The organism is Frigoribacterium sp. AC394 (genome assembly GCF_979258095.1).
Window position 1 is genome coordinate 678,420 of the sequence record NZ_OZ409834.1, and the last position, 24,246, is coordinate 702,665.

The window sequence follows — 24,246 nt, forward strand, 5'->3', positions numbered from 1 at the left end:
TGGAAGCATGGGGTCTGCTGTCAACCGACAGGATGAACGACACCCGATGCACACCTGGGATCCGCATGGACATCTTCGCGCAGGAGCGAGACCGGTTGCTCGGCAGCACCGCCCGGGCCCTCGGCATCCCGTGCGCGGTCGTCTCGCTGGTCGCCCTGGCCATCCCCGGCGTCACCGAGCCCCTCCACCTCGCCGCGATCGTGCCGCTCGCCGCTCTCCTGATCGCGTCCCTCTGGATGGTCGGCCGGTCGGCGGCCCCGCGCTGGGTGCTGATCGGGCTCGTCTCCGGCATCGCCGTGAGCCTCGTCGCCCTGCTGCCGTCGGGCGACCCGACCGACCCCGCCCTCGCGACCGCCGTCATCCCGCTCGTCGGCGGGGCGACGGCGTCGTTCTGCGTCGTCCTCTCGTCGAGCCGGGTCCGCGTCGCGGTCGCCGCCGTGGCCTTCGTCGTCGCCGTCGCACTGGTGGCCTCGGCCACCGGATCCTTCCTCACGTACCCGGTCGCGGCGGTCGTGCTCGGCTGGGTGCTCGTCTTCGTGACCGGCGTCTGGCTGGGCCGCAGCGTGCCGCTCGCCGCGCGGCGGATCTACAGCATCGGCAACGCGCACCGTGCCGAGCGTCAGGCCAGCGAGACCGAGGCGCAGCGCCGACAGGGGGCGCGACTGCTGCACGACACGGTGCTGGCGACGCTGACGCTGCTGGCGCACTCGGGGGTCGGGGTGACGCCCCAGGCGCTGCAGGCCCAGGCCGCTGAAGACGCGCGGCTGCTGAGGCATCTGCGACTCGGCGGCACGCCGCAGCCGCAGGCGTCGGGCGAGTACTCGCTCGAGACCGTCGAGGAGGACCCTCTGGGTCAGACCCTCGAGTCGGTCAAGCAGCGCTTCGGCCGCATGGGCCTCGAGGTCAGCTGGCACGGCACGGGTCAGGTGCTGCTGCCGAGCCACGTGCTCGACGCGTTCCTGCTCGCCCTCGCCGAGTGCCTCGAGAACGTCCGCCGGCACGCCGGCGTGACGGAGGCGCACGTCACGATCATCCACGACGAGAGCATGGTCCGGGCCATGGTCACCGACGCCGGCGTCGGCTTCGACCTCGCCGGGGTCAGCGAGGAGCGACTCGGCTTCAAGGAGTCCGTCGTCGGTCGCCTCCGCGAGGTCGGCGGCAGCGCCCGCCTGTTCTCGTCGCCCGGCGCGGGCACTACCGTCGTCCTGGAGGCCCCGCGATGAACGTCGACGAGAACACCCTCGGCGTCACCCGCGGGCGCCGCGCCGCCCGTGGGCTGCCGATCGGCTCGACCGGGGCCCGCTCGCTGCGTCAGGCCCGGGCCGCGGGGGCGACCCTCGGCACGGGCCATCTCGGCATCGGCGCCGCCGTCCTCGCCGGTCTGCAGGCCGTCTACGGCCTCATCTTCTTCTTCAGCCACCTCGACGACTACCCGTCGGTGGCCCCCGTCCTCACCGCATGGCTCCTCTACATCGCGGTCTTCGTCGTCACGACCGCGCTCGTCACCATCCGCGGCCAACGACTGACGGGTCGCCTGTTCGCCGCCATCGCCGTGGTGCTCGCCCTGGTCGTCGCGCTCGACTTCGTGGCCATCGCCCCGCTGCGGGACGTCGGCGCCTACGCGACGGTCAGCGTCGCCGTCGGCTTCGGCCTCCTCCCGATCGTCACGCTGCGACCCGCCCGCGAGATCGTCGTCGCCACGACCCTGCTCTTCGCCGCCTTCGTCGCGATGACTTTCGCGACGACCCCGATCACCGCCGACACCGGGCCCCAGCAGATCGCCATGATCTCGCTCGCCGTGCTGCCGAGCGCCGTCGCGACGCTCGTGCTGCAGAGGTTCCGCCGCATGGTGCAGGTCGAGCTCGATCGCGTGCTCGTGCAGAGCAACGTCTCGCAGCCGCGCTTCGCGGTCGGCATGCTCGCGAGCGACGAGCTCGCCCGACTCGACCTCGCCGCCGAGAAGCTGCTCGACGGCGTGGCGGGCGGCGACGTTCCGTTGCCGCTGGCCCCGAAGGTCGCGTCGCAGGCCGCCTCGCTCGCGACCGAGCTGCGCCTGCACCTCATCGAGGGTCGGCGCGAGACCTGGCTGCACCACGCCGTCACCGAGTCCGAGTACCTGGGCCGATCGGTCACGCTCGCCGACCCGTCGTCCCTCGCGGGCCTCCTCGCTCCGCCGCAGCGCGACGGTCTGCTGCAGGCCGTCTGGCTGCTGCTCGGCGACTCGAAGAGCCGCACCCCCGGCACGACGATCACGCTGACCCTGGGGCCCGTCACCGCGACCGCGCATTCGCTCGCCGGGCGCAGCGTCGAGATCCCCGTCGTGGTCGCCACGACCGGCATCCGCCGGAACCGGGTCACCCCGGCCACCTGGAGCGCACTCGAGCGCGTGGGCGAGTACACCGTCTCGACCCACGAGCAGAGCGTGCGGCTGCAGGTCTCGTGCCTGGTCGACAACCCGGCCGAACTGTGATCGGCGTGGCCGTTCCGCGTCGCCGGCACCGCTCCTCCCCCGGCATCTAGCATGATGGTCAAGCTCCCCAGAAAGAAGGACCCCGTGACGAACACCGACGATCGCATCCGCCTCGCCCTGGTCGACGACCACAAGATGCTGCTCGGCGCGCTCAGCGAGTGGATCCGCGGGGCGGCGGGCGACATCTCCGTCGTCGCCGCCGTGGCCTCGTGGCCCGAGCTGCTGACGCACCCCGAGTTCCCCGTCGACGTCGTGCTGCTCGACCTCGATCTGAAAGACAGCATCCCGATCTCGCTCAAGATCAACACGCTGAAGACCACCGGCGTCAAGACCGTGCTGATGAGCACGTACTCCGAGCCGAACGTCGTGCGCGAGGCACTCGCCGCGGGCGCGCTCGGCTACCTCGTGAAGAGCGAGGACGCCGAGATGATCGTCGAGGCCATCCGCTCGGCGTCGCAGGGCGAGTCGTACATCTCGGCCGAGCTCGACCTGGCCCTGAACGCGGCCGAGGTCGGGGGCGTGCCGAAGCTCAGCGCTCAAGAGCGACGAGTCATGGCCCTCTACGGCGGCGGCGAGCCGGTCAAGGCCGTGGCGTACCAGCTCGGCATCAGCGAGGAGACGGCGAAGAGCTACCTCAAGCGGATCCGCGAGAAGTACCGCGTCGCCGGCTACGACGTGGGCACCAAGGTCGCGCTCCGCAAGCGGGCCATCCAGGACGGGATCCTGCTGCAGACCGACCTGCCGACGCAGACCAGCTTCTAGCGTCCCCCTGCCGGAGGCGCGGGTCGGCTCTCGCGCCGACCCGCGCCTCCCTCAGTTCTGCACGATGAAGATGGAACCGCTGTCGGTGTCCTCCTTGTGGTCCGCCTCGGCGGCCGCTGCGCAGAGGGCCGCCTGACGGGCGTCGCCGCTCTTCTGCAGACGGAAGCTCACGACCGTGAGCACGACGCCGGCGAGGGCCAGGGCGACTCCGACCCAGCCCGGGGCGGCGAAGCCGAAGCCCGCGGCGATGACGGCCCCGCCGAGGTAGGCACCGGCGCTGTTGCCGAGGTTCATCGACGAGTGGTTCAGAGCGGCACCGATCACCTGGCTCTCGCCGGCGACCTCCATGAGGCGCGACTGCACCGACGGGCCGATCATCGAGCTGACGAGCCCGAGCAGGAACGTCGTCGCGAAGATGCCGACGATGCCGTCGACGAGCAGCGCGTAGGCGACGAGGGCGGCGATGAGCCCGACGAACCCGACGGTCAGGGCCGCCTTGAGGTTCTTGTCGGCGGCCCATCCGCCGATGACGTTGCCGATGGTCATGCCGACCCCGACGCCCACGAGCACCCACGGCACGACGCCCTCGTCGACGCCCGCACCCTCGGTGACGGCGTTGGCGATGTAGCTGTAGACCGCGAAGAACCCGCCGAAGCCGATCGCGCCGATGCCCATCACGAGCCAGACCTGGGGTTTGCGGAACGCGCTGAGCTCGCGCCTCATCGAGGCGGACGAGTCGCCCTCGAGGTGCGGCACGGCGAGGGCGACCGCGACGAAGGTGAGTGCGAAGATCGCGGCGACCGCGAGGTAGGCGACGCGCCAGCCCTGCGCCTGGCCGAGGGCGGTGATCGTGGGGACGCCGATCACATTGGCGATCGTCAGCCCGCTGAGCACGAGCGCGACGCCCTTGCCGCGGTTGCCGGGCCCCATGATGGTCGCGGCGACGATCGACGCGATGCCGAAGTAGGCGCCGTGCGGCAGACCGGCGAAGAACCGGGCGCCGAGCACCCAGCCGAACGAGGGCAGCACGGCCGAGAGCACGGTGCCGAGCACGAACAGCCCGAGCAGGCCCATCAGCAGCTTCTTCTTCGGCAGATGCGACGACATCGCGGCGATGGTGGGCGCCCCGACGACGACGCCGAGCGCATAGGCGCTGACCAGCCAGCCGGCGCGGGCGATGCCCTCGTCGGACGACTGCGCGTACAGCCCCGGCAGCAGATCCTGCGCGATGTTGGGCAGCAGCCCCATGGCCACGAACTCGGTCGAGCCGATGCCGAAGCCGCCGAGGGCCAGGGCGATCAGGGCGAACGTCTTGCGACGGGTGGAGAGGGTGTTCACGGGCGGCTGCCTTCGCTGGGGTGGGAGGTGTCGGGCGGCGGTGGCCCGGGGCTCTCCGTCGAACGGGCCGGGTGGGGCGTCGGAGGCGACCCGCGCCTCCGGCCGGTCGGGGCGTCACCGAATCGATTCGATGAGCGCGAGACCACCGACGAGCTTACGACCTCAGGAGGCGCGGTGACAGCCCCGAGGGCGCCGTCGTCACGCAGCGGGGCGGAAGTCGTAGATGGGCGGCTCCTGCTTGAAGAACCCGAGCAGGCCCTCGATCCGCAGCGAGCCGGCGCCGACCGAGAACACGTAGGTCTCGCCCTCGGTCAGCTCGGCCGCTATGCCGTCGACGTTCTCGGGAGTGACCCCGTCGCGGATGTCGAGGACGCCGCAGGAGTCGGTCTGCACCCTCACGAGCGCGGAGGCACCGCCGATCCCGGTCCGGCTCGAGCTCGCCCCGACAGGGCGTCCACCGAGTCGACCCTGCAGGTGAGTTCTTCTCGGTGAGAGGAGTCGTACGACTCGAGGACATGAGGTCCGACGCCGAACGTACCGACGAGCACCACGAAAACTGCGAGCCCGCCGACCAGGATGAGCCGCGCGCGACGCACCGAACGCTTTCTCGGTGGTGCTGCCGCGGAACGGTGCGAATTCGACATGGTCATTCATCTCTCTCGTCAGACGGCTCGTGATGCGGCCGGTCAGTGTCGCGGAAGGCTCGGTCCCTCGGCTCCCGAGAAGAAGCCGTTCGAGAACGCCTGCCCGGCAGTCGTCTCGGGGTCGGGATCCAGCGCGTACTGCGCGAGCCCCGACGTCCCGCCCACCAAGCCATCTTGGCCCATGTCGAGCAGCCCTTCGCCCGCCGCGTTCCACCGCGGGCTCAGCGACGGCAGGGCTTCGGACAGGATGTTCGTCGACGAAGGAGAGGGGATCAGGCTCGAGATCCCGCTCGTGGCCGACCCGGCGACGAAGCCGTTCACTCCCTGGCCGACGTAGCCCGCGAACGAGTGGTCCTGCTTCGGGTCCAGGCCGTAGTCGAGCACGTTGCTCGTGGCCCCCTCGACACCGGCGGCGACGGCGCCCTGGCCGGCCCGACCCACGGCGGCCGTCGCGACGCGCTGGCCGATCGGAGACGCGATCCGCTGGACGACCGGCGCCACGGCCTGGGTCACCGCCGGAGCGGCCTTCGACGCGACGATCGCAGCGGCTCCGCCCGCGGCACCCGCGGCGCCTCCGATCAGCATCTGCAGACCGACCTGCTTGTAGTCGACGTTCCCGCTGTCCGGGCCCTGCTGGATGATGCTGAACCCGCCCGCCATGAGGGCACCGCCTGCAGCCAGTGCGAGGATGTTGACACCGGGCACGAACATCAGGGCGACGCTCCCCGCGATCATGATTCCGGCGAGGATCGCCTCCCGATGCGACCAGACCTCCTTCGCCGCATCGACGATGAGGCCCTGGTTCGCATCGTTGTAGGCCTTGAGGTCGGCGTCGGTGGCGGGCTTGAGGCCCAGCGGGTCGAGCGCCTGCAGCGGGTCGTTGCCGGCGTACGAGTAGGGGTTGGCCGCCCATCCTGCGCCGAGCGTCGCCACGATCGGGTCCGTCGACAGGAATCCCCGTGCCGAGGGGTCGTAGACGCGGGCGCCGAGCCAGTCGAGGCCGCCGATCGTGAGACCGCCGCCCGCCGTGAGGCCGATGCCGTCGGGCAGTCCGAGCCCCGAACCGGGACTCGACACGGCGGCCAGCGCCTCCCACGGGTCGTCGACGTCCGTCGCGCGCGCCGCGCGCCACCCGCTGGACAGGACCGCGTCGTCGATCGCCGTGACCCCGCCGGGGAGTGCGAGCACGGGTGCCGGTCCGAGGCAGGCCAGCGCCGGCACGGCTGCGGCGGAGTCCCACCAGATCGACGTTCCTCCTGCCTCGGCGAGTTCACCCAGGCCGTCGACCCAGACGTCGATCCGTCCGGTCTCCGCGCCGTCACGGTCGCGGTCGACGATGCCGCCGAGACGCCCGAGATCCGACCAGGCGTACTGCCGCGTCGTGCCGTCGGGCTCGGTCCGGCGGACCCGCCGCCCGAGGCCGTCGTGCACGTACTCCACACGGACGCCGAGCGTCTCGGTGGCGACGAGCTGGGCTGCCGCGTCGTACTCCCGTCGGGTCTCGACCCCGTCGACGGTCTCGACGACGAGCCGGCCGGCCACGTCGTACCGCCAGGTGCGCCCGGCGCCTCCGCTCGCCTGCGCGCCCACGAGCTGCGCGGCGTCGTCGTAGCGGTACTCGACGCGACCGCCGCCCTGCTCCACCGCCGAGATGCGCCCATCGGCGTCGTGCTCGACGCGGGTCCGGTCGACTCCGCTCGCCCGGGTCGCGGTGTGCTCCACCACGACGCCGCCCTCGTACGACCACGTCTGCACGAGGTCGCTCGCAATGGATTCGACGACGCGGCCCGCCCGGTCGTACGTGACGCCTCCGAGGTGCGCACCGTCGAGTGCGACCCCCACGACCCGACCGTTCGCATCACGTCGATACTCCGTCCGCGAACCCGTGGGGCCGGTACGGGTGACGACGGCGCCGTCGGCGTCGCGCTCCCATGTCATGGACTCGGCACCCCGCGATCGACGGACGAGCAGTCCACGTCGGTCGTACCGCAGCTCGTGCTCGATCGAACGCCCCTCACCCCTGCTGTGATCGCTCACGACGACCGCTCGATCGAAGGGGTCGCGGGAGATCTCGAGCACCACCGCGCCGTCGACGCTCACGCTGCTCTGCCGGCCCGCGCGGTCGTACCCGTTCTCGAGGAGGTGCCCGTCGGGGTCCGTCCGTGCCACGAGACGCCCCGCGGCGTCGTACGAGTACCTCGTCGTCCGTCCGAGAGGGTCGGTCACGGCCGCCACGCGATCCGCGGCATCGTAGGCCCGCCGGGTCACGCCGCCGACCGGGTCGGTGATCGTCACGGGGCGACCGCGCTCGTCGTAGTCGTACGAGGTCACGCCGCCGAGGCCGTTCACGACGGCGATCAGCTGCCCCGCGTCGTCGTATCGGAAGCTCCTCCGTCCGAACCTGAGGTCGTGGCTGCCGACGAGACGACCCACGGAGTCCCAGCGGTACCGTGCCGTCCCGGCGCCCGGGATCGTGCGACTCACGAGACGACCCACGGGGTCGTACTCGAATCGCTCCACCTCGCCCGTCGGCGACGTGCGCGTGGACACGCGCGAGTCGGCGTCGTACGAGAGGCTGGTCCGCGCGCCGGAGGCGTCGGTCGCGACGGCGGCCCGTCCGCAGGCGTCGTACTCGTACGTCGATCGCGCCCCGGTCGCCGTCGTGACGGCGACGACCCGGCCGGCCGGATCGCGTTCGAGACGCGTGAGTCCGCCTTCCCCGTCGACGAGCTCGACGGGACGACCGCAGGCGTCGTAGGTGACGAGCTCGTGCCCGCGTTCGTCGGACGTCATCTCGACGGGCCGCCCGAACTCGTCCGTCCGCACGGTCGTCGTCGTGAAGGCGTCTCGGAGGGACGAGAGTCCGGTCGTCTCGTCGCGTTCCGCCAGGCGCCGCACACCCGTCGGGTCCGTGATCGACCGGAGGTCCCCGGTGACCCCGTACTCGCGATCCCAGCGCGCGCCCGTCGGATCCGTGACGACCCGCAGGCGGGAGAGGGCGTCGTGCTCGAAGGCCCAGGCGGCTCCGTCGGGCAGCTCGAGGCGCGAGACGTCGCCTTGATCGTCCATCGTGCGGGTGGTCGTGCGCCCGAGAGGATCGGTCTCCGAGACCAGATCGCCGGCCGGACCGTAGCCGTACCGCGTCACCGCACCACGGGGATCGACGACCGCCTCGAGTCGACCCGCCGGGCCGCGCTCGAAGCGCCACAGCGCGCCGTCGGGGTCGCGCCGCGAGACGAGCTCATCCGAGCCGTCGTAGCGGTACTCGGTCCGAGCTCCGGACGGGGTCGTGGAGGCCACCACGTGACCCGTGGCGTCGCGTTCCAGACGCACGACGCCGCCGTCGGCGTTGCGAGCCGCGACGATGTCCCCGAAGCGGTCGTGCTCGAGTTCGAGCGGCACGCCCGTCGCGTCGACGACGCGGACGAGGCGGCCGTCCCGCCACGTCGACTCGGATCGCCCGCCGGCGGGGTCGATGATCGCCGAGGGGTTCCGGTCGTCGCCGTCGTACTCGAAGGCGACGACCCCGCCCGACTCGGTCACGACGGTCGTCACGCGATCGAGGTCGTCGTAGCCGTAGGTGATGTCGGCTCCCGCCGGAGTCACCGTGCGCGTCCGACGACCGCGGTCGTCGTAGGCGTGCACGGTGATCTCCCCGTCGCGCTGCGTGGCGGAGACGAGGTTCCCGTGGGCGTCGTAGCTCATCGACTGCCGCCGGTCGTCGCTGTCGACGACGCCGACGAGACGGCCCTTGGCGTCCGCCAGCCAGGTGTTCGACCGGCTGCCGTCCTCGTCGGAGACGACCGTCACCCGACCGGGGAGGTAGGCGAAGCGGACCCGGCGGCCATGGGGGCTGACCTGCAGCACGACGCGTCCGTGCTCGTCGTACGTGTTGTCGACCTCGATCACGCCCGCCGCGCTGGTGACCGTCGAGACGAGCCCCTCGTCGTTCCAGCCGTATCGGCGGGTCCCCCCTGGCGTGGTGACGCCGACGAGCCTCCGGCCCCGGTCGTACTCGTACTCGACCCGCCGGCCGTCCGATCCGCGCACGACGACGACTCGGCCGTCGAGGTGCTCGATCTCGATCGAGCGCCCCCGCTCGTGGACGAGCCGGGTGACCACGTCGCCGTCGTACTCGACCCGGACGGCCGTGCCGCGCCTCCCTCGCTGCCCGACCCAGCGACCCGACGGCGTGAAGTCGACGCGCACGCCCTCGTTGTCGCTGACGACGAGGAGGCCGTCCTCTTCGGTCAGCCAGCGGTTCTCGCCGATGCCGCGGCCCCAGCCGGTGTCCTGACGGGGGAACCGGATCTGGCGTCCGTCCGCGCCGACGAACGACGCTCCCTCGTCGTCGATCAGCAGCCTCGTCTCGAGCACCGACGACCAGCCGGGGCCGAAGAGACCGACGCGGTCGTCGAGCGAGTTGTACATGCGCGTCATGGCGAGCGACGCCGAGGCTCCCCCGAAGCCCAGGTCGTGCTCCGGTTCGAGGAAGTTGCCGGTGGTCGTGTTGACGGGGTCCATCGTGAAGCCCGTGGTCGGCTGCTCGCCGAAGGCCCGTGGCGGATCGATCGTCAGGGCGGTCCGGTCGGCCGAGACCCCCGCCGCCTGGAGGGCGGCGGCGAGCGCCGAGTCGGATACGGTCGAGACGTCGCCCTCTCCTCCGGCGGCCGCGAACGCGTCGGCCACGGTGTTGGCCCACGCGACGTCCTGGCCGTTGGCCTCGAGCCACTTCTCGAATCCCGTGACGAGTCCGCTCGCCTCGATCTCGCCCCACTTGCACCGCGACGCGAAGTCCGCGAGCTTGCCCCGCAGCGCGGCCGGCCGGCCCGTCAGCTCGGTGTCGAGCTGCGACGAGCCCGTGGCGAACGACCGGAGGTTCTCGGGTCGTGCCGACGAGGCGCCTCCGGCAGCGCCGCCCCCTGCAGCGCCGCCTCCAGATGCGGGCAGGGGCGTCTCCCGGGAACCGGTGGCGACGGTGGACGCCGGGAAGGTCGGCTCCTTCTCGGCCGGTTCGGTCGGCATGTCCTCTCCGCCGACGATGCCGTCCCACCACTTCTCGATGTCCGACCGGTTCTCCTGACGCTCCGTCCACTCGCGGGCGCGCTTGCGACGGGCGTTCTCCTTCTGCGCCGACTCCTTCATCGTGCCGACCCAGCTCGCGATGTCGCGGAGCGCGGCGACGATCTTGTCGCCGTCCGCCTTCGCGGTGTCCTGGTTCGCGCCGAAGATCTCCGAGAATCGCCCGAGGAAGTCCTGCTCGGCCGTGGTCCGATACGACCGGCGCGAAGCCACCTGCCCCTCGATCGCCTCGGCCGATGCGTTGGCCTCGGTGACGAGAGCGTCCGCTGTCGCGTCGTCGAACGTCACTTCTTCGTTGCCGGTCGGATTCGCCACGATTCTCGTTCCCCCTGGTGATACGTCGTCTCGACGCCGTGTCCAACGAACGACTCGTCACGGATCCCGGCGTCCGCCCCCGCGCAAGACGCGCCCCCGGGGCTCGAACATGCCAACTGTACGGGCAGAGGCGCCTTCTGTCGCGATCCTCTCCACAGAGTGGTCGGTATCATCGCCGGATGATCGACTGGACCGTCCTCGGGCTCGTGGTGACCGCCGTCTCGGTCCTGGCCGCCGTGGGCGTGCCGCTCGCCGCCTCACTCCTCAGCCGGTCGCGTCGAGCGGCGGCACCAGACTCCCCCCGCTGTTCACCACGCACCCCCCGCGCCTCGTGTCGGTCATGTTCGCCGTCGTCGGTCTGGCCTCGTTCTTCTTCGGTCTCGTGCTGGCGCTGCAGGTCCCCTTCACCGACGAGCCCGACGTCGCCGAGGGCTCGGCCATCGCCGGGGCACTGTGCGCCCTCGGGGCCATGGAGGTCCTCCTCTGGCGCGGCATCCGGCGCACGCGCCTCGACGTCCACGACGAAGGGCTCCTCGTGCAGTCCTGGTTCCGTCCGGCACGCTGGGTCCTGGTGAGCGACATCGCGTCGTACCGCCCTCTGCTCAGCCCGGGCGCCATCGACGGGTCGGGCATCGACGCCCGCGACGCCCGCCGCAAACGCCTCTTCATCGCCAACCGGCGCGACGACAACTACCGGAAGCTGCTCGACCACCTCGAGCGGCACACGCCCGAGGCGCTGGCCGACTTCCGAGGCGTGCGCACCCGCTGATCGTTCACCGTCGACTCATTCGGCGTCGACCTGCGACCACACCCCGTGCCCGTGCCGGGCCGGGCCGTCGGCCACCGCGTAGACTCAGAGGTGGCCGTCCCGGGGCCTTTCCGTCCGAATCTCGAGCACCTCACCCACGCTCGTCGCACTGAAAGAGCTTCCATGCGCCTCCTGCCGTCCCGTCGCGCCGTGACCGTCTTCGCGACCGCCGCCCTCGTCTCCGCCGTGGCCGTCGTCGCGCCCGTCTCCGCCGCGCCGTCCGAGGCCGCGACGGCCGCCGCAGCCGCGACCTCCTCCTACCCCACCGGCTCGACGTCGTTCAAGACGCCCGCCGCCGGGGGCACGACCATCTGGGTCTCCACGACGGGGCGCGACTTCATCGATCTGCGTCACCCCGACGGTCACGTCGAGTCGTACAAGCGCTCGTACTGCATCGGCAATGCGGCCTCGGCCGACTGGGTCAAGAAGCAGTGCCCCGCGGCGAACTCGTCGAACCCGGTGCGCACGCTGCAGATGGCGATGCTGCTGGTCAAGCCCGGCGATGTCGTGGTCGCCCGCGGCGGGACGTACAAGGAGTCCGTCAGCAACAACGGCAAGGCGGGCACGGCGGCCAAGCCGATCGTCGTGCAGAACGCCCCCGGCGAGCGCGTCGTGATCGCCGGCCGCTACGTGTTCACCGGTGCCGACCACTGGCTCGTCTGGGGTCTCCGCTTCACCTACGACGCGACCACGTCGAACACCTACGGTCTCGTCACCTTCGCCGGCGGCACGGGCTGGACGTTCCGCGGCAACGACGTCTCGGGATCCCGCCGCACCGCCAACGTGATGGTCACGACCGAGACGGCGACCGGGACGTCGACCGCGGCACGGGTCGCCGCGGCGCCGCACGACTGGACGATCGTGGGCAACGTCATCCACGAGAACAAGGGGCAGGACGCCGCCGGCACAGACCACAACCTCTATCTGCTGAGCTCGATCTGGGGGACGAACGGCGTCGTCGAGCGGAACCTGATCTGGGGTGCTCCCCGCGGCGCGAACATCAAGGCGGCGGGCAGCAGCGACCCGAACGAGAGCCCCCGCGACGTCGCGATCCGCTACAACACGATGCTCTACGCGGGCAGCGGCGTCACCCTGGGGCTCAAGGCGGAGGGCATCGTGATCTGGCGGAACGTCATCGGCGCACCGCAGGGCGAGGCCTACAACAGCGGCGGCATCAAGACCTACCGCATCGCGCAGCCCGCGAAGAACCTGGCGAAGTACAACTACATCGCGGGCTACAAGTACCCCTATTACACCGACCCCGGTGCGGGCCAGATCGTCAAGGCGAGCAACGTCATCAAGCAGACGGCCCTCGCACTGACCGGTTCGGTCACGGACGACACCGTGCGGCCCGCGGACGCCTCGGTGAACACCTCGTACGGTCGCAACTTCGGCCAGTAGGGCCGAGACGCCGCACGGGCGCTACGAGTCGAGGGCCCGTTCGAGGCGCTCGACCTTGCCGTCGAGCTCGCCGGTCCGCCCGGGGCGGATGTCGGCCTTGAGCACCAGCGAGACCCGACTGCCGAACGCGCCCACCGCCTCCGCGGCCTCCTTGACGACGGCCATGACCTCGTCCCATTCGCCCTCGATCTCGGTGAACATCGAGGAGGTGCGGTTCGGCAGCCCGGAGTCCCTCACGACCCGCACGGCGGCGGCCACCGCGGCATGCACGGAGTCGCCGTGGGCGTCGGGGTCGAGGTCTCCGGCGGGGGCACCGCCGCTGGGCGAGAGCGAGAAGGCGACGATCATGCGCTCATCCTGTCAGCGGCCGGGCCGCGGCGCACTCCCCCGAGGCGCCAGAGCATGACGGCCGCGACGACGAGCAGGGCGATCTCGCCGAGGTTCCGCAGCGTGATGACGACGAGCATCCACGGCTCGACCCGCAGCAGGTCGTCGTAGAACCAGGGGTAGATCAGCTGGGTCAGAGCGGCGATGCCGACCGCCAGCCCCGCCGCGAGTCGGAACGACGGCCCGCCGGACCGCGACGTCACGAGCCCCACGACGACGGGCACGGCCAACCACGACACGAACTGCGGAGAACCGACCTTGTTGGTCACGATCAGCGCCGTCGTCAGCGCGAGAGCGAGCGGACCGAGGAGGTGCGGCGCGGCGACCCCCGCCAGTCGCGCCCGCAGACCGAGCAGCACCACGGCGCCCACCACCAGCGCCATGACGAGCGTGGCGGCCCTGGCCGCGAGACCGACCCCGTCGCCCTGCACCTGGAAGGTGAGGATCTGCTGGTCGTAGTACACGCCCGTGCCGGCCACACCCGCGGCGGCGCGCCACAGCCAGGGCGTCGCCGCGGGCGACTCGATCTGCAGCCCCCGGCCCGCCTGCTGACCGACGAAGCCGAGGACGGTGGTGCCGCTGCCGAGCGCCAGCGAGACGGCGACCACCACGACCGTCGTCGCGGCCGCGGCGACGACGATGGCGATACCACGACGGGAGGCCAGCACGGCGGCGGCGACCAGGGCGGCCGGCCAGACCTTCACCCACGCGGCGATCGTCAGCACGACCGAGGCCGCCACGGGGCGCTCGGCCACCAGCAGCACACCGATCAGGGCGAGGGCCACGGTGACGGCGTCGATGCGCCCGAAGGCGATCGGGCCGAGCGCGACGACGAAGAGCAGCCACCACCAGGCGGCGGTCGTCGTCGCCCGCGTCGACCGGCGGGTCAGCACGGCGAAGGCCATCGCGTCGAGGGCGATCACGACGAGCAGCCACACGGTGGCGTAGTCGGTCGAGCCGCCGAGTCGGGCGACGAGCATCGGCACGGCCGCCAGCAGCGGGTACACCCACGCGACATCGATCCCGACCCGGTCGCCGCCCGAGACGAAGTCGTCCATCCACGACCGGTAGACGGTGCGGACGTCGCCGAGCGACTGGTCGGGGCCGGCCAGCGCGACCCAGGCGACCATGAGGTGCACGACCGCGAAGGCCGCCCAGAGGAGCACCCGCCGCTGCGCGAGCGTCGAGACGATCCGCCCCGTCGTCGTCCGCGCGCCGGGGATCTCAGGAGGCGCGGCGACGGTCATCCGGTCAGGCTAGCCGCAGCGCGTCACACGACGCCGCACAGCTCGGCGGTGTCGTCGGTCACCGTTATCCTCGGGGTCATGACCCGTTCACCGTCGCGACTCGTCGCGTCCGTCGCCGCCGCCCTCCTCTCGGTCGGCGCCCTGGCCGCCTGCGCGCCCACGTCCGACTCCGAGGGCTCGGACGGCGTCGGTGCCGTGTCCGAGGGCAGGCTGACGATCGCCACCGGCGAGCCCGCCTACTCCCCCTGGGTCGAAGACGACGACCCGACCACGGGCGACGGCTACGAGTCCGCGCTCGCGTACGCCGTGGCCGATCGTCTCGGCTACGACCGCGACGACGTCGTCTGGGTGCGCGCCACCTTCGACGAGTCGATCGCGCCCGGCCCGAAGACCTTCGACCTGAACCTGCAGCAGTTCTCGATCACCGATCAGCGGGCCAGGGCGGTCGACTTCTCGTCGCCCTACTACGAGACCCGCCAGGCCGTCGTGACGCTGCCTGGCTCGGCCGCCGAGGGCGCCACCAGCGTCGCCGACCTCGCGGGGCTCGACATCGGGGCGCAGAGCGGCACGACGAGCTTCACGGCCGCCGAGTCGGTCATCGATCCCGACGGCGGCGTGCAGGCCTACAACTCGAACGACGACGCCAAGGCCGCCCTCGAGTCGGGGCAGGTCGACGCGATCGTGCTCGACGTCCCGACGGCGACCTACTTCGTCGAGGGCGGTGTCGTCCTCGGTCAGCTGGCCGCGGTCGACGGCGCCAGCGACCAGCTCGGCATCGTCCTGCCGCTCGACAGCGCGCTCACCGACGAGGTCACGCAGGCCGTCGACGATCTGCGCGACGACGGCACGCTGGCCGAGCTGCAGCAGCAGTGGCTCGCCGACTACGACGTCTCGGACCTCTCGTAGCGCCCACCGCGATCGCCCCGGGGTCCGCCCCGATCAGCGATCTCGAACAGGGGCGACGGGCCTATCGGCGTCGCCAGTCGGTCCGATCGGTGCTCGTCGCCGTGGTCAGCACCATCGTCTTCGCGGCCCTCGCCTGGTGGGCGGTCACCAGCACCCCGGGCTGGGAGCGCGTCAAGTTCAGCTTCTTCGACGGCCCCACCCTGATCGCCGCCTGGCCTCGCGTGGTCGAGGGCCTCTGGCTCAACATCAGGGTGCTCGTGGTGGCGGCGATCGGCGTGGCGCTGCTCGCGACGCTGCTGTCCGCCCTGCGCACCCTCCGCGGCCCCGTGTTCTTCCCCGTCCGCGCGCTGGTCCGGGGCTACACCGACCTGTTCCGCGGGCTGCCGCTCATCATCGTCCTGTACCTCGTGGGCTTCGGTCTGCCGGGTCTCGGGCTCGGCATCCCGCGCCTCCCGGCCGAGTTCTGGGGCACGATCGCGCTCATCCTCACCTACTCGGCCTACGTCTCCGAGGTGGTGCGGGCCGGCATCGACGCCGTGCACCCCTCGCAGCGGCTGGCCGCGCGGTCGCTCGGTCTCGGTCACGCCAAGACCCTCCGTCTGGTGGTCTTCCCCCAGGCGATCCGCAAGGTGACGCCGGCGCTCATGAACGACTTCGTCTCGATGCAGAAGGACGTCGGGCTGATCTCGGTCCTCGGGGCGGTCGACGCGGTGCGCGCGGCCCAGATCGAGACGGCGACCGCCGCGAACTTCACGCCGTACGTGCTCGCGGGGCTGCTGTTCGTCCTGCTGGCGCTGCCGACGCTGTGGTTGACGGACTGGCTGTCGGCGCGCCTCCGTCGTCGCGAACAGGCAGGGAGCGTCGTATGACCGGGTCACGCATCGCAGGCGAGGCCGGCCCCGGCCCCGGCCCGGAGGTCGTCCTCCGTCTCGAGGGCGTCCGCAAGTCGTTCGGCGCCACGACGGTGCTCGACGGCATCGATCTCGAGGTCGCCCGAGACGAGGTCGTCGCACTGATCGGGGCGAGCGGCTCGGGCAAGTCGACGCTGCTTCGCACGATCAACCTCCTCGAGCCGATCGACGACGGTCGCATCGTGCTCGGCGGCGACGACATCAGCGACCCCCGGGTCAAGGCCGACGCGGTGCGCGCGCGGATCGGCGTGGTCTTCCAGCACTTCAACCTGTTCCCGCACCTCACCGTGCTCGAGAACGTCTCGCTGGCCAGTCGGCACGTTCTGCGTCGCCCGAAGGCCGAGGCCCACGCACGGGCCCGCGAGCTGCTCGAACGCGTCGGTCTCGGCGACAAGGCGGGCGCCTACCCCGACCGTCTCTCGGGCGGACAGCAGCAGCGCGTCGCGATCGCCCGGGCCCTCGCCCCGCGTCCGACCCTGCTGCTGCTCGACGAGATCACGAGCGCGCTCGACCCCGAGCTCGTCGGCGAGGTGCTCGACCTGGTCCGAACGTTGAAAGAGGTCGGCACGACCATCGTCATGGCGACCCACGAGATGGCCTTCGCACGCGACGTCGCCGACCGGGTCGTGTTCCTCGACGCCGGTCGCGTCGCCGAGCAGGGCCCGCCCGAGCAGGTCTTCACGGCGCCGCGAACCGCACGGGCGAGAGAGTTCCTCACCCGCTTCACCGCCTGACGGGTGACTCCCAGCTGATTCCAGCCACCCCATAGACTCACCCGCCATCATCTCCCCCAAGCCGTTCCGGCCCATGGCACCCGAGCCGACCCCGCGGCGTGGTCACGCCCAACCCGAGCCGACCCAGGAGACACGAACGATGAAGAAGAAGACCGGAATCATCATCGGAGTGGCGGCGGTCCTCGTCGTCGGCGTCGGAGTCACGGCGGCCGTCGCCGGCCCCGCCTTCTACCGCGACTACATCGTCGGCGAGCCCGACGCCGCCCCCACCGTGTCACTCACCCCCGGCGCCAGCACGGTCGACCAGAGCCAGCTCACCGGCGACTGGTCGGTGGGCGACGGCAGCTCGGCCGGCTACCGCGTCGACGAGGTGCTGAACGGCACCGACGTCACCGTGGTCGGCACCACCGATCAGGTCTCGGGCACCGTGACCGTCGACGGCACCGCCGTCACGGCGGCCGACATCATCGTCGACGTCGCGAGCATCGCCACCGACAGCGGTAACCGCGACGGCTACTTCCGTGACGACGCGATGGAGGTCGGCACCTACCCGACCGCCACCTTCACCCTGACCGACCCGATCGACGCCGCCGTGCCGTCCGACGGCCAGGTCGCGACGGTCCAGGCCACCGGCGAGCTGACCATGCACGGCGTCACGCAGACCGTCGAGGTGCCGCTCCAGGCCGCGCTCTCCGGCGACGGCGTCCAGGTCAGCGGCTCGATCCCGGTCACGTTCTCCGACTACGGCGTGACCGCGCCGAGCCTCGGCTTCGTCGAGGTCGAAGACCAGGGCACCGTCGAGTTCCTCGTGGCGGCGACCCCCGCCTCCTAGGCTCGCTGCCCTCTGCCCGCCACGATCGACGCGATCGTGGCGGGCAGTTGGTCGATCAGGCCCAGCACGGTGATCGGTCCGCCGCCGCTCGCCCGCTCCGCCGCCAGACCGTGGACGACCGCCGCCGTGGCGGCCAACCGCGCGAGGGCCTCGTCGTCGGCGGCGATCTCGTCGGCGTGCGTCGCGACGAGGGCGCCCAGCACTCCGCCGAGCGCGTCGCCCGCACCGGCCGTCGCCAACCACGTCGGCGCGCTCTCGGCGACCAGCAGCGTGCCCCCGGGCGAGGCCACGTGGGTCCGGTGCCCCTTGACCAGCACGGTGCAGCCCCACTCCCCCGCGGCGCGCGTCGCCGCATCGCCCGGGTCGGCCGCCACGTCGGCGACCTCGCGACCCGACGCCCGCGCGAGCTCTCTGAAGTGCGGTGTCAGCACCACGGGCCCGGTGGCCTCGTCGCGCAGCGAGAGGGCGCCGGCGTCGAGCACGAGCGGCAGCCCCGAGGAGGCGCCGGTCGCGAACCCCTCGCGGGTCTCGTCGTCGAGGTGGTCGGGGTCGACACCCGAGCCGAGCAGCCAGGCCTGGACCCGCCCCGGGCTGGTGACGGCCTCGGGACGGCGATGAAGCACGAAGTCCGACGCGCGCGTCGGGCCCAGGTAGCGGAGCATGCCGAGCCCCGTGTGCAGCGCCGCCTCGACGCCCAGCACGGCGGCGCCGGGGTACGCGCTCGAGCCGGTGACGACGCCGAGCACGCCGCGGCTGTACTTGTCGTCGTCGGCCGCGGGCACGGCGATCCAGTCGGCGGCGTCGGCGGGGGTCCACGGCACGAAGTCGGTCATGCCGTCGACGCTAGTCGCCGCGCGTCGGTCGGGACCCGAGCGGAGCCGCCATCCGCTGCACCGCGCCCGAGGGAACATCCCGCCCCCGCGTACCGTTGCATCCCGACGACGATCCACCATCGAAAGGCGATGACCCCACTCGTGACCCAGACGGCAGCGACACCCACGACCACCCCGAAGACCCCCGCGCAGAAGACCGCGCAGAACGGCGACGAGGTCGGCGACCGCCCCCTCGGACTCTTCGATCCGATCACGCTGCGGGGCCAGAGCTTCCGCAACCGGCTCTGGGTCGCGCCCATGTGCCAGTACTCGGCCGAGCGCGAAGACGGCGTCCCGACCGATTGGCACCTCGTGCACCTGGGTGCGCTGGCCCGAGGAGGCGCGGGCGCGGTGATCGCGGAGGCCACGTCGGTCACCCCCGAGGGCCGCATCTCGCCCCAGGATCTCGGTCTCTGGAACGACGAGCAGCTCGAGGCGTTCCGCCCGATCACGGCGTTCATCCGGTCGCAGGGCTCCGTGCCCGGCGTCCAGCTGGCGCACGCCGGTCGCAAGGCGTCGACATTCCGCCCGTGGAGCGCCGAGCAGGGCACCGTGCCGGCCGACCGCGGCGGCTGGCAGACGGTCGCACCGTCCGCCGTCGCCTTCGAGGGCTACGACGAGCCTGTGGCCCTGAGCACCGCCGAGGTCGGCGGCCTGGTCGAGGCGTTCCGTGACGCCGCGCGCCGCTCGGTCGACGCCGGCTTCGAGCTGATCGAGCTGCACGCGGCCCACGGCTACCTGCTGCATCAGTTCCTCTCACCGCTCAGCAACGAGCGCACCGACGAGTACGGGGGCTCCCTCGAGAACCGGGCGCGCCTCCTGCTCGAGGTCGTCCGGGCCGTGCGCGCCGAGGTCGGCGACGACTACCCGCTGCTCGTGCGCTTCAGCGCGACGGACTGGGCCGAGGGCGGTTGGGACGAGGACGACACCGCGACCGTGGCCGCATGGTCGCGCGAGGCGGGTGCCGACCTGTTCGACATCTCGACCGGCGGCCTGGTCGCCGGGGTCAGCATCCCGGTCGGCCTCGGCTACCAGGTGCGCTTCGCCGAGCACGTCCGCACGCAGGCCGAGGTCGAGACCGGCGCGGTCGGCCTCATCGTCGGGGCCGAGCAGGCCGACGAGATCGTCGCGAGCGGTAGGGCCGACGTGGTGCTGATGGCGCGCGAGTTCCTCCGCGACCCGCACTTCCCGTTGCGGGCCGCCGCCGAGCTCGGGGTCGAGCTCGACTACGTGCCGGCGCAGTACCAGCGCGCACCCTTCCGCGCGCGCTGACCCGCCGCGCGGCGGCCGCCGCCCGGCGGCCGGCGGCCGCCGCCCGCCGCCATCGAAGTGACGCAGAAGGGGCCCTCGGCCACCCCGAGGGCCCCTTTCGCGTCACCTCGACGCCGCCGCCGGCCACCGGCCCATCGAGGTGACGCAGAAGGGGCCCCCAGCAATGCCGAGGGCCCCTTTCGCGTCACATGGACGCCGCGCGCGGTCAGCGACCGCGTCGCGTGGCGTCCTGCACCTCGCCGATGCAGCTCCTCCAGGATGTCCTCCAGGAAGAGCACGCCCTCGGTCGTGCCGTACTCGTCGAACGAGCGCGCGACGTGCACGCCGCTGCGACGCATGGTCGCCAGAGCGTCCTCCAGGTCGGTGCCCCGGTAGATCGAGATGAGCTGTCTGATCCGCTTCGGGGGCACGGGGTCGCCGAACTCGTCGTCGTCGAGGTCGAGCACGTCCTTCAGGTGCAGGTAGCCCGTCGGGTCGCCCTGGTCGTCGACCAGCACGTAGCGCGAGAAGCCGTTCTGCGCGACGGCCCGCTCGACGTCCGACGGCGTCGCGTCTTCGGGCAGGGTGACGAGGCCCGGCATGGGGACCGCCACGTCGGACACCTTCTTCTCGGTGAACTCGAACGCCGCCTGGACGGTGCCGCTGGCGTCGGTCAGGGTGCCCTCCCGGCGTGACTGCGCGACGATGTTGGCGACCTCGTCGACGGTGAAGGCGCTGGCGGCTTCGTCCTTCGGTTCGACCTTGAACGCCCGCAGCACCGTGTTCGCCGACCAGTTCAGCGAGACGACGACCACGTGCAGCACGCGCGCGATGGCGACGAGCGGCGGCGCGAGGATCAGCGCTGCGCGGTCGGGCAGCGAGAACGAGATGTTCTTCGGCACCATCTCGCCGAACACCACGTGCAGGAACGACACCAGCACCAGCGTGATGACGAAGCCCACGACGCTGACGAGCTCGGGGCTCAACCCGGTCAGACCGAGCGGCCCCTCGAGAAGGTGGTGGATCGACGGCTCGGACACGTTCAGGATGAGCAGCGAGCAGATGGTGATGCCCAGCTGCGTCGTCGCGAGCATCATCGTGGCGTGCTCCATCGCCCAGAGGGTCGTGCGCGCGGCGCGGCTGCCCGCCTCGGCCAGGGGCTCGATCTGCGATCGTCTGGCCGAGATGACGGCGAACTCCGCCCCGACGAAGAACGCGTTGCCCATCAGCAGCAGCACGAGCCAGACGATGCCCAACCAGTCGCCGCTCATCGGACGGCCTTCCGGTCGGCGGACGACCCGCGGGGGGTCGCCGCAGCGGTCGCCGAGGAGGCGCGGGTCGGGTCGACCGGCACCGCAGCCGACCCGTCGGCCGGGTCGTCGTCCGTGGCGGGCGTGAAGCGGATGCGGTCGATCCGACGCCCGTCGAGCCGCTCGACGCGGAACGCGCCGGCCTCGGTCTCGACGACGTCGCCCGCCGAGGGCAGGTGTCCGAGCTCGCTCATCAGCCATCCTCCGACGGTCTCGTACGGGCCGTCCTCCGGCACCTTGACGGAGGCGCGCTCGAGCAGCTCGTCGGGGCGGAGCAGACCAGGGAAGGTCAGCCAGTTGCGTGATCGGACGACGTCGACGCGGCTGCGGTCGTGCTCGTCCGACACCTCGCCGACCAGTTCTTCGATGAGGTCCTCGAGGGTGACGACCCCGGCGGTGCCGCCGTACTCGTCGACGACGACCGCCATCTGGTAGCCCCTGCCCCTGACCTCGGTCAGCAGGTTGTCGAGGGTCATGGTCTCGGGGACTCGCACGGCGTCGGTCTGCAGGGCCGAGACGGGCACGTCGGCGCGACGCTCGCGAGGGACCGACACGGCCTGCTTGACGTGCACGAGGCCCACGACGTCGTCGATGCCGTCGTCGGTCACCGGGAACCTCGAGTAGCCCGTCCGCCGGGCCAGCTGCAGCACCGTCTCGGCGCTGTCGGTGCGCGTGACCGACGACAGCCGGGGTCGCGGGGTCATCACGTCGGAGGCGGTGTGGTCGCTGAAGGCCAGCGTGCGCGACAGCAGCGTCGCCGTGTCGGCCTCGAGGCTGCCCTCGGTCGCCGATCGACGCACGAGCGACGAGAGCTCTTCGGCCGTCCGCGCACCGGAGAGCTCCTCCTTGGGTTCGACGCCGATCGCGCGGAGGATGCCGTTGGCGGTGTTGTTGAGCAGCGCGACGGCGGGCTTGAAGACCGTGGTGAACCCGACCTGGAACGGCATGACGAGCTTCGCCGTCTTGAGCGGGAGGGCCAGGGCGAAGTTCTTGGGCACGAGCTCGCCGATGATCATCGAGAGCAGGGTCGCGACCACGATCGACACGATCGGCGCCGCGATCGTCACGGCGGCCTCGGGGACGCCCGCGCCCACCAGCGGGGGCGAGATCAGTCGCGAGATCGCCGGCTCCATCGTGTAGCCGGTGAGCAGCGTCGTCAGCGTGATGCCGAGCTGCGCGCTCGACAGGTGCGTCGAGGTGATGCGCAGGGCCCCGATGGTGGTCGTGAGCCCCTTCTCGCCCTTGCCCTGTCGGGATTCGAGCTCGGACCGGTCGAGGTTGACGAGCGAGAACTCGCTCGCGACGAACAGCCCGGTGCCGATGGTGAGGAGGAGGCCGAAGCCGAGGAGGATCCACTCGTTCACGACGAACGGTCACCTCGCTCGGAACGGTGCGGGAGGGGGGTCGTCGACGCGATCGGCGTCGGAGACGGAGGGTCGTCCATAGACGGAAGAGCTTACGGCACCCGCGCGCCCCTCGGGGCCTCTTCTCACCAGCCGACCGGCAGGGCCTTCCCCTCCTCGTAGCCTGCAGCGGACTGCACGCCGACGAGGGCGCGCTCCGCGAACTCGGGCACCGAACGGGCCCCGGCGTAGGTGAACGAGCTGCGGACGCCCGACGTGATCATGTCGAGGAGGTCCTCCACCCCGGGGCGCAGCGGGTCGAGGTAGATCTTCGACGACGAGATCCCCTCGGCGAACAGGGTCTTGCGGGCCAGCTCGTAGGGGTCGAGTCGTTCGAAGCGGCCCTGCACCGCCTTGGTCGAGGCCATGCCCCAGCTCTCCTTGTAGAGACCGCGCTCGTCGCTCGCGAGATCGCCGGGAGCCTCGATCGTGCCGGCGAACCACGAGCCGATCATGACCGAGGCCGCTCCGGCGGCGAGCGCCAGCGCGACGTCGCGGGGGTAGCGGACGCCGCCGTCGGCCCAGACGTGGGCTCCGAGGGCCTTCGCGGCGGCGGCCGTCTCGAGCACCGCCGAGAACTGGGGCCGCCCGACCGCGGTCATCATGCGGGTGGTGCACATCGCGCCGGGGCCGACGCCCACCTTGACGATGGTCGCCCCGGCGCCGACCAGGTGATGCACGGCCTGCTCGGTGACCACGTTGCCGGCGACGATGGGGAGGCCGAGCCCGAGCGCCGAGACGGCCGCGATGGCCTTGACCATGCCGTCCTGGTCGCCGTGCGCGGTGTCGATGACGAGCACGTCGACGCCGGCCGCGGCGAGCGCCTTGGCCTTCTCGGCCACGTCGCCGTTGATGCCGACGGCCGCCGCGACGCGGAGTCGCCCACCGGCGTCGAGCGCGGGCTGGTAGAGGGTCGAGCGGAGGGCGCTCTTCCGGCTGACGGTTCCGACGACGCGGCCGTGACGGAGCACCGGGGCGAAGTCGAGGTCGGCGGCGACGAGGCGGTCGAACGCCGCGCGGGGGCCCTCGACGTCGTCGGCGTCGAGCGAGGTCAGCGCGCCGTGGAGGAGGTCGCCGAGCACGGCGTCGCGGGGGGCCGTCGCGAGGCGGGAGGCGGCGATGCAGCCGAGGTAGGCGCCGTCCGCGTCGTGCAGGACGATGCCGTGGCCCTCGACGGCGGGGACGGTCGACAGCGCGGCGTCGACGGTCTGTCCGGCGTCGAGCGTGTAGGGGGTGTCGTACTCGACCGATTGGCTCTTGACCCAGCGGATGGCGGCGTCGAGCTGCTGGAGGGGCATGTCCTGAGGGAGGACCCCGAGACCGCCGCGCCGGGCGAGCGTCGCCGCCAGGCGGGGCCCGGTGACCGAGTTCATGTTCGCCGAGACGACCGGGATGGTGGCGCCGGTGCCGTCGCCGGGGGCGAGCGACACGTCGAGGCGACTCGTCACCGACGAGCGGCTGGGCACCAGGAACACGTCGGAGTAGGTCAGGTCGTGGGTCGGCGTCGTCTCGTAGAACCTCATGCGGACAACGTTAATCCCTGTGAGTCCGAGAGCCCCCGAGCGCGGTAAGC

Annotated in this window: 18 protein-coding genes and 1 pseudogene; 10 read left to right on the forward strand and 9 right to left on the reverse strand. The window is 71.8% G+C overall.

The genetic code is table 11. From position 1 onward, the window contains the following. Positions 1–65: 65 nt before the first annotated feature. The 3 genes from ACZZY9_RS03100 to ACZZY9_RS03110 all read left to right on the forward strand — a co-directional run bounded on the left by ACZZY9_RS03100 (position 66) and on the right by ACZZY9_RS03110 (position 3,232). On the forward strand, positions 66–1,223 hold the full coding sequence (locus ACZZY9_RS03100; RefSeq protein WP_243214248.1) for a sensor histidine kinase: 1,158 nt from the start codon (positions 66–68) through the stop codon (positions 1,221–1,223). Further along, positions 1,220–2,470, forward strand: coding sequence for a hypothetical protein (locus ACZZY9_RS03105; RefSeq protein ID WP_463462944.1), 1,251 nt, complete (start codon positions 1,220–1,222; stop codon positions 2,468–2,470). Before ACZZY9_RS03100 ends, ACZZY9_RS03105 begins: the two co-directional genes overlap by 4 nt. A gap of 84 nt (positions 2,471–2,554) precedes the next feature. Then, positions 2,555–3,232, forward strand: coding sequence for a response regulator transcription factor (locus ACZZY9_RS03110; RefSeq protein WP_308196197.1), 678 nt, complete (start codon positions 2,555–2,557; stop codon positions 3,230–3,232). A 51-nt stretch (positions 3,233–3,283) separates the two neighbouring features. Here the strand turns inward: ACZZY9_RS03110 and ACZZY9_RS03115 are convergent, their stop codons facing one another. The 3 genes from ACZZY9_RS03115 to ACZZY9_RS03125 all read right to left on the reverse strand — a co-directional run bounded on the left by ACZZY9_RS03115 (position 3,284) and on the right by ACZZY9_RS03125 (position 10,611). Then, the gene (locus tag ACZZY9_RS03115; RefSeq protein ID WP_320478206.1) at positions 3,284–4,570 is read right to left on the reverse strand and encodes an MFS transporter; all 1,287 of its coding nucleotides are present in this window, start codon (positions 4,568–4,570) and stop codon (positions 3,284–3,286) included. A gap of 198 nt (positions 4,571–4,768) precedes the next feature. Next, positions 4,769–4,969, reverse strand: coding sequence for a hypothetical protein (locus ACZZY9_RS03120; protein WP_463462945.1), 201 nt, complete (start codon positions 4,967–4,969; stop codon positions 4,769–4,771). Positions 4,970–5,256: 287 nt separating this feature from the next. Further along, on the reverse strand, positions 5,257–10,611 hold the full coding sequence (locus tag ACZZY9_RS03125) for a DUF6531 domain-containing protein (protein WP_463462946.1): 5,355 nt from the start codon (positions 10,609–10,611) through the stop codon (positions 5,257–5,259). 340 nt (positions 10,612–10,951) lie between these two features. Between ACZZY9_RS03125 and ACZZY9_RS03130 the strand changes: the two genes are divergently transcribed. After that, the gene (locus ACZZY9_RS03130; RefSeq protein WP_463462947.1) at positions 10,952–11,380 is read left to right on the forward strand and encodes a hypothetical protein; all 429 of its coding nucleotides are present in this window, start codon (positions 10,952–10,954) and stop codon (positions 11,378–11,380) included. A gap of 162 nt (positions 11,381–11,542) precedes the next feature. After that, the gene (locus tag ACZZY9_RS03135) at positions 11,543–12,820 is read left to right on the forward strand and encodes a hypothetical protein (RefSeq protein ID WP_463462948.1); all 1,278 of its coding nucleotides are present in this window, start codon (positions 11,543–11,545) and stop codon (positions 12,818–12,820) included. Positions 12,821–12,841: 21 nt separating this feature from the next. Here ACZZY9_RS03135 and ACZZY9_RS03140 read toward each other — a convergent pair whose 3' ends face one another. Then, positions 12,842–13,168: a thiamine-binding protein gene (locus ACZZY9_RS03140; RefSeq protein WP_463462949.1), complete on the reverse strand. Its 327-nt coding sequence runs from the start codon at positions 13,166–13,168 to the stop codon at positions 12,842–12,844. Then, entirely contained in the window at positions 13,165–14,454 is a 1,290-nt protein-coding gene (locus tag ACZZY9_RS03145) for a glycosyltransferase 87 family protein (protein WP_463462950.1), read from the reverse strand. Before ACZZY9_RS03145 ends, ACZZY9_RS03140 begins: the two co-directional genes overlap by 4 nt. A gap of 78 nt (positions 14,455–14,532) precedes the next feature. Here ACZZY9_RS03145 and ACZZY9_RS03150 point away from each other — a divergent pair, with 78 nt between their 5' ends. The 4 genes from ACZZY9_RS03150 to ACZZY9_RS03165 all read left to right on the forward strand — a co-directional run bounded on the left by ACZZY9_RS03150 (position 14,533) and on the right by ACZZY9_RS03165 (position 17,837). Beyond that, positions 14,533–15,360, forward strand: coding sequence for an ABC transporter substrate-binding protein (locus ACZZY9_RS03150; RefSeq protein WP_463462951.1), 828 nt, complete (start codon positions 14,533–14,535; stop codon positions 15,358–15,360). Positions 15,361–15,449: 89 nt separating this feature from the next. Then, positions 15,450–16,229: an amino acid ABC transporter permease gene (locus tag ACZZY9_RS03155; protein WP_463462952.1), complete on the forward strand. Its 780-nt coding sequence runs from the start codon at positions 15,450–15,452 to the stop codon at positions 16,227–16,229. Next, complete coding sequence (locus tag ACZZY9_RS03160) at positions 16,226–17,005, forward strand: amino acid ABC transporter ATP-binding protein (RefSeq protein WP_463462953.1); 780 nt, start codon at positions 16,226–16,228, stop codon at positions 17,003–17,005. The genes ACZZY9_RS03155 and ACZZY9_RS03160 overlap by 4 nt, the downstream gene beginning before the upstream one ends. A gap of 139 nt (positions 17,006–17,144) precedes the next feature. Then, positions 17,145–17,837, forward strand: a complete 693-nt coding sequence (locus ACZZY9_RS03165; RefSeq protein WP_463462954.1) for a YceI family protein — start codon at positions 17,145–17,147, stop codon at positions 17,835–17,837. Here the strand turns inward: ACZZY9_RS03165 and ACZZY9_RS03170 are convergent. Continuing rightward, positions 17,834–18,670, reverse strand: coding sequence for an ADP-dependent NAD(P)H-hydrate dehydratase (locus ACZZY9_RS03170; protein ID WP_463462955.1), 837 nt, complete (start codon positions 18,668–18,670; stop codon positions 17,834–17,836). The genes ACZZY9_RS03165 and ACZZY9_RS03170 overlap by 4 nt on opposite strands. Before the next feature lie 129 nt (positions 18,671–18,799). On the opposite strand from ACZZY9_RS03170, the gene ACZZY9_RS03175 reads away from it, so the two are divergent. Next, complete coding sequence (locus ACZZY9_RS03175) at positions 18,800–19,981, forward strand: NADH:flavin oxidoreductase/NADH oxidase (protein WP_463462956.1); 1,182 nt, start codon at positions 18,800–18,802, stop codon at positions 19,979–19,981. A 205-nt stretch (positions 19,982–20,186) separates the two neighbouring features. Here ACZZY9_RS03175 and ACZZY9_RS03180 read toward each other — a convergent pair. The 3 genes and pseudogenes from ACZZY9_RS03180 to guaB1 form a co-directional block, all read right to left on the reverse strand. Next, positions 20,187–21,231, reverse strand: a pseudogene (locus tag ACZZY9_RS03180) (hemolysin family protein). After that, positions 21,228–22,634, reverse strand: coding sequence for a hemolysin family protein (locus tag ACZZY9_RS03185; protein ID WP_463462957.1), 1,407 nt, complete (start codon positions 22,632–22,634; stop codon positions 21,228–21,230). The pseudogene ACZZY9_RS03180 and the gene ACZZY9_RS03185 overlap by 4 nt, the downstream one beginning before the upstream one ends. A 125-nt stretch (positions 22,635–22,759) precedes the next feature. Further along, entirely contained in the window at positions 22,760–24,196 is a 1,437-nt protein-coding gene (gene guaB1 / locus ACZZY9_RS03190; protein ID WP_463462958.1) for a GMP reductase, read from the reverse strand. Positions 24,197–24,246: the final 50 nt, after the last annotated feature.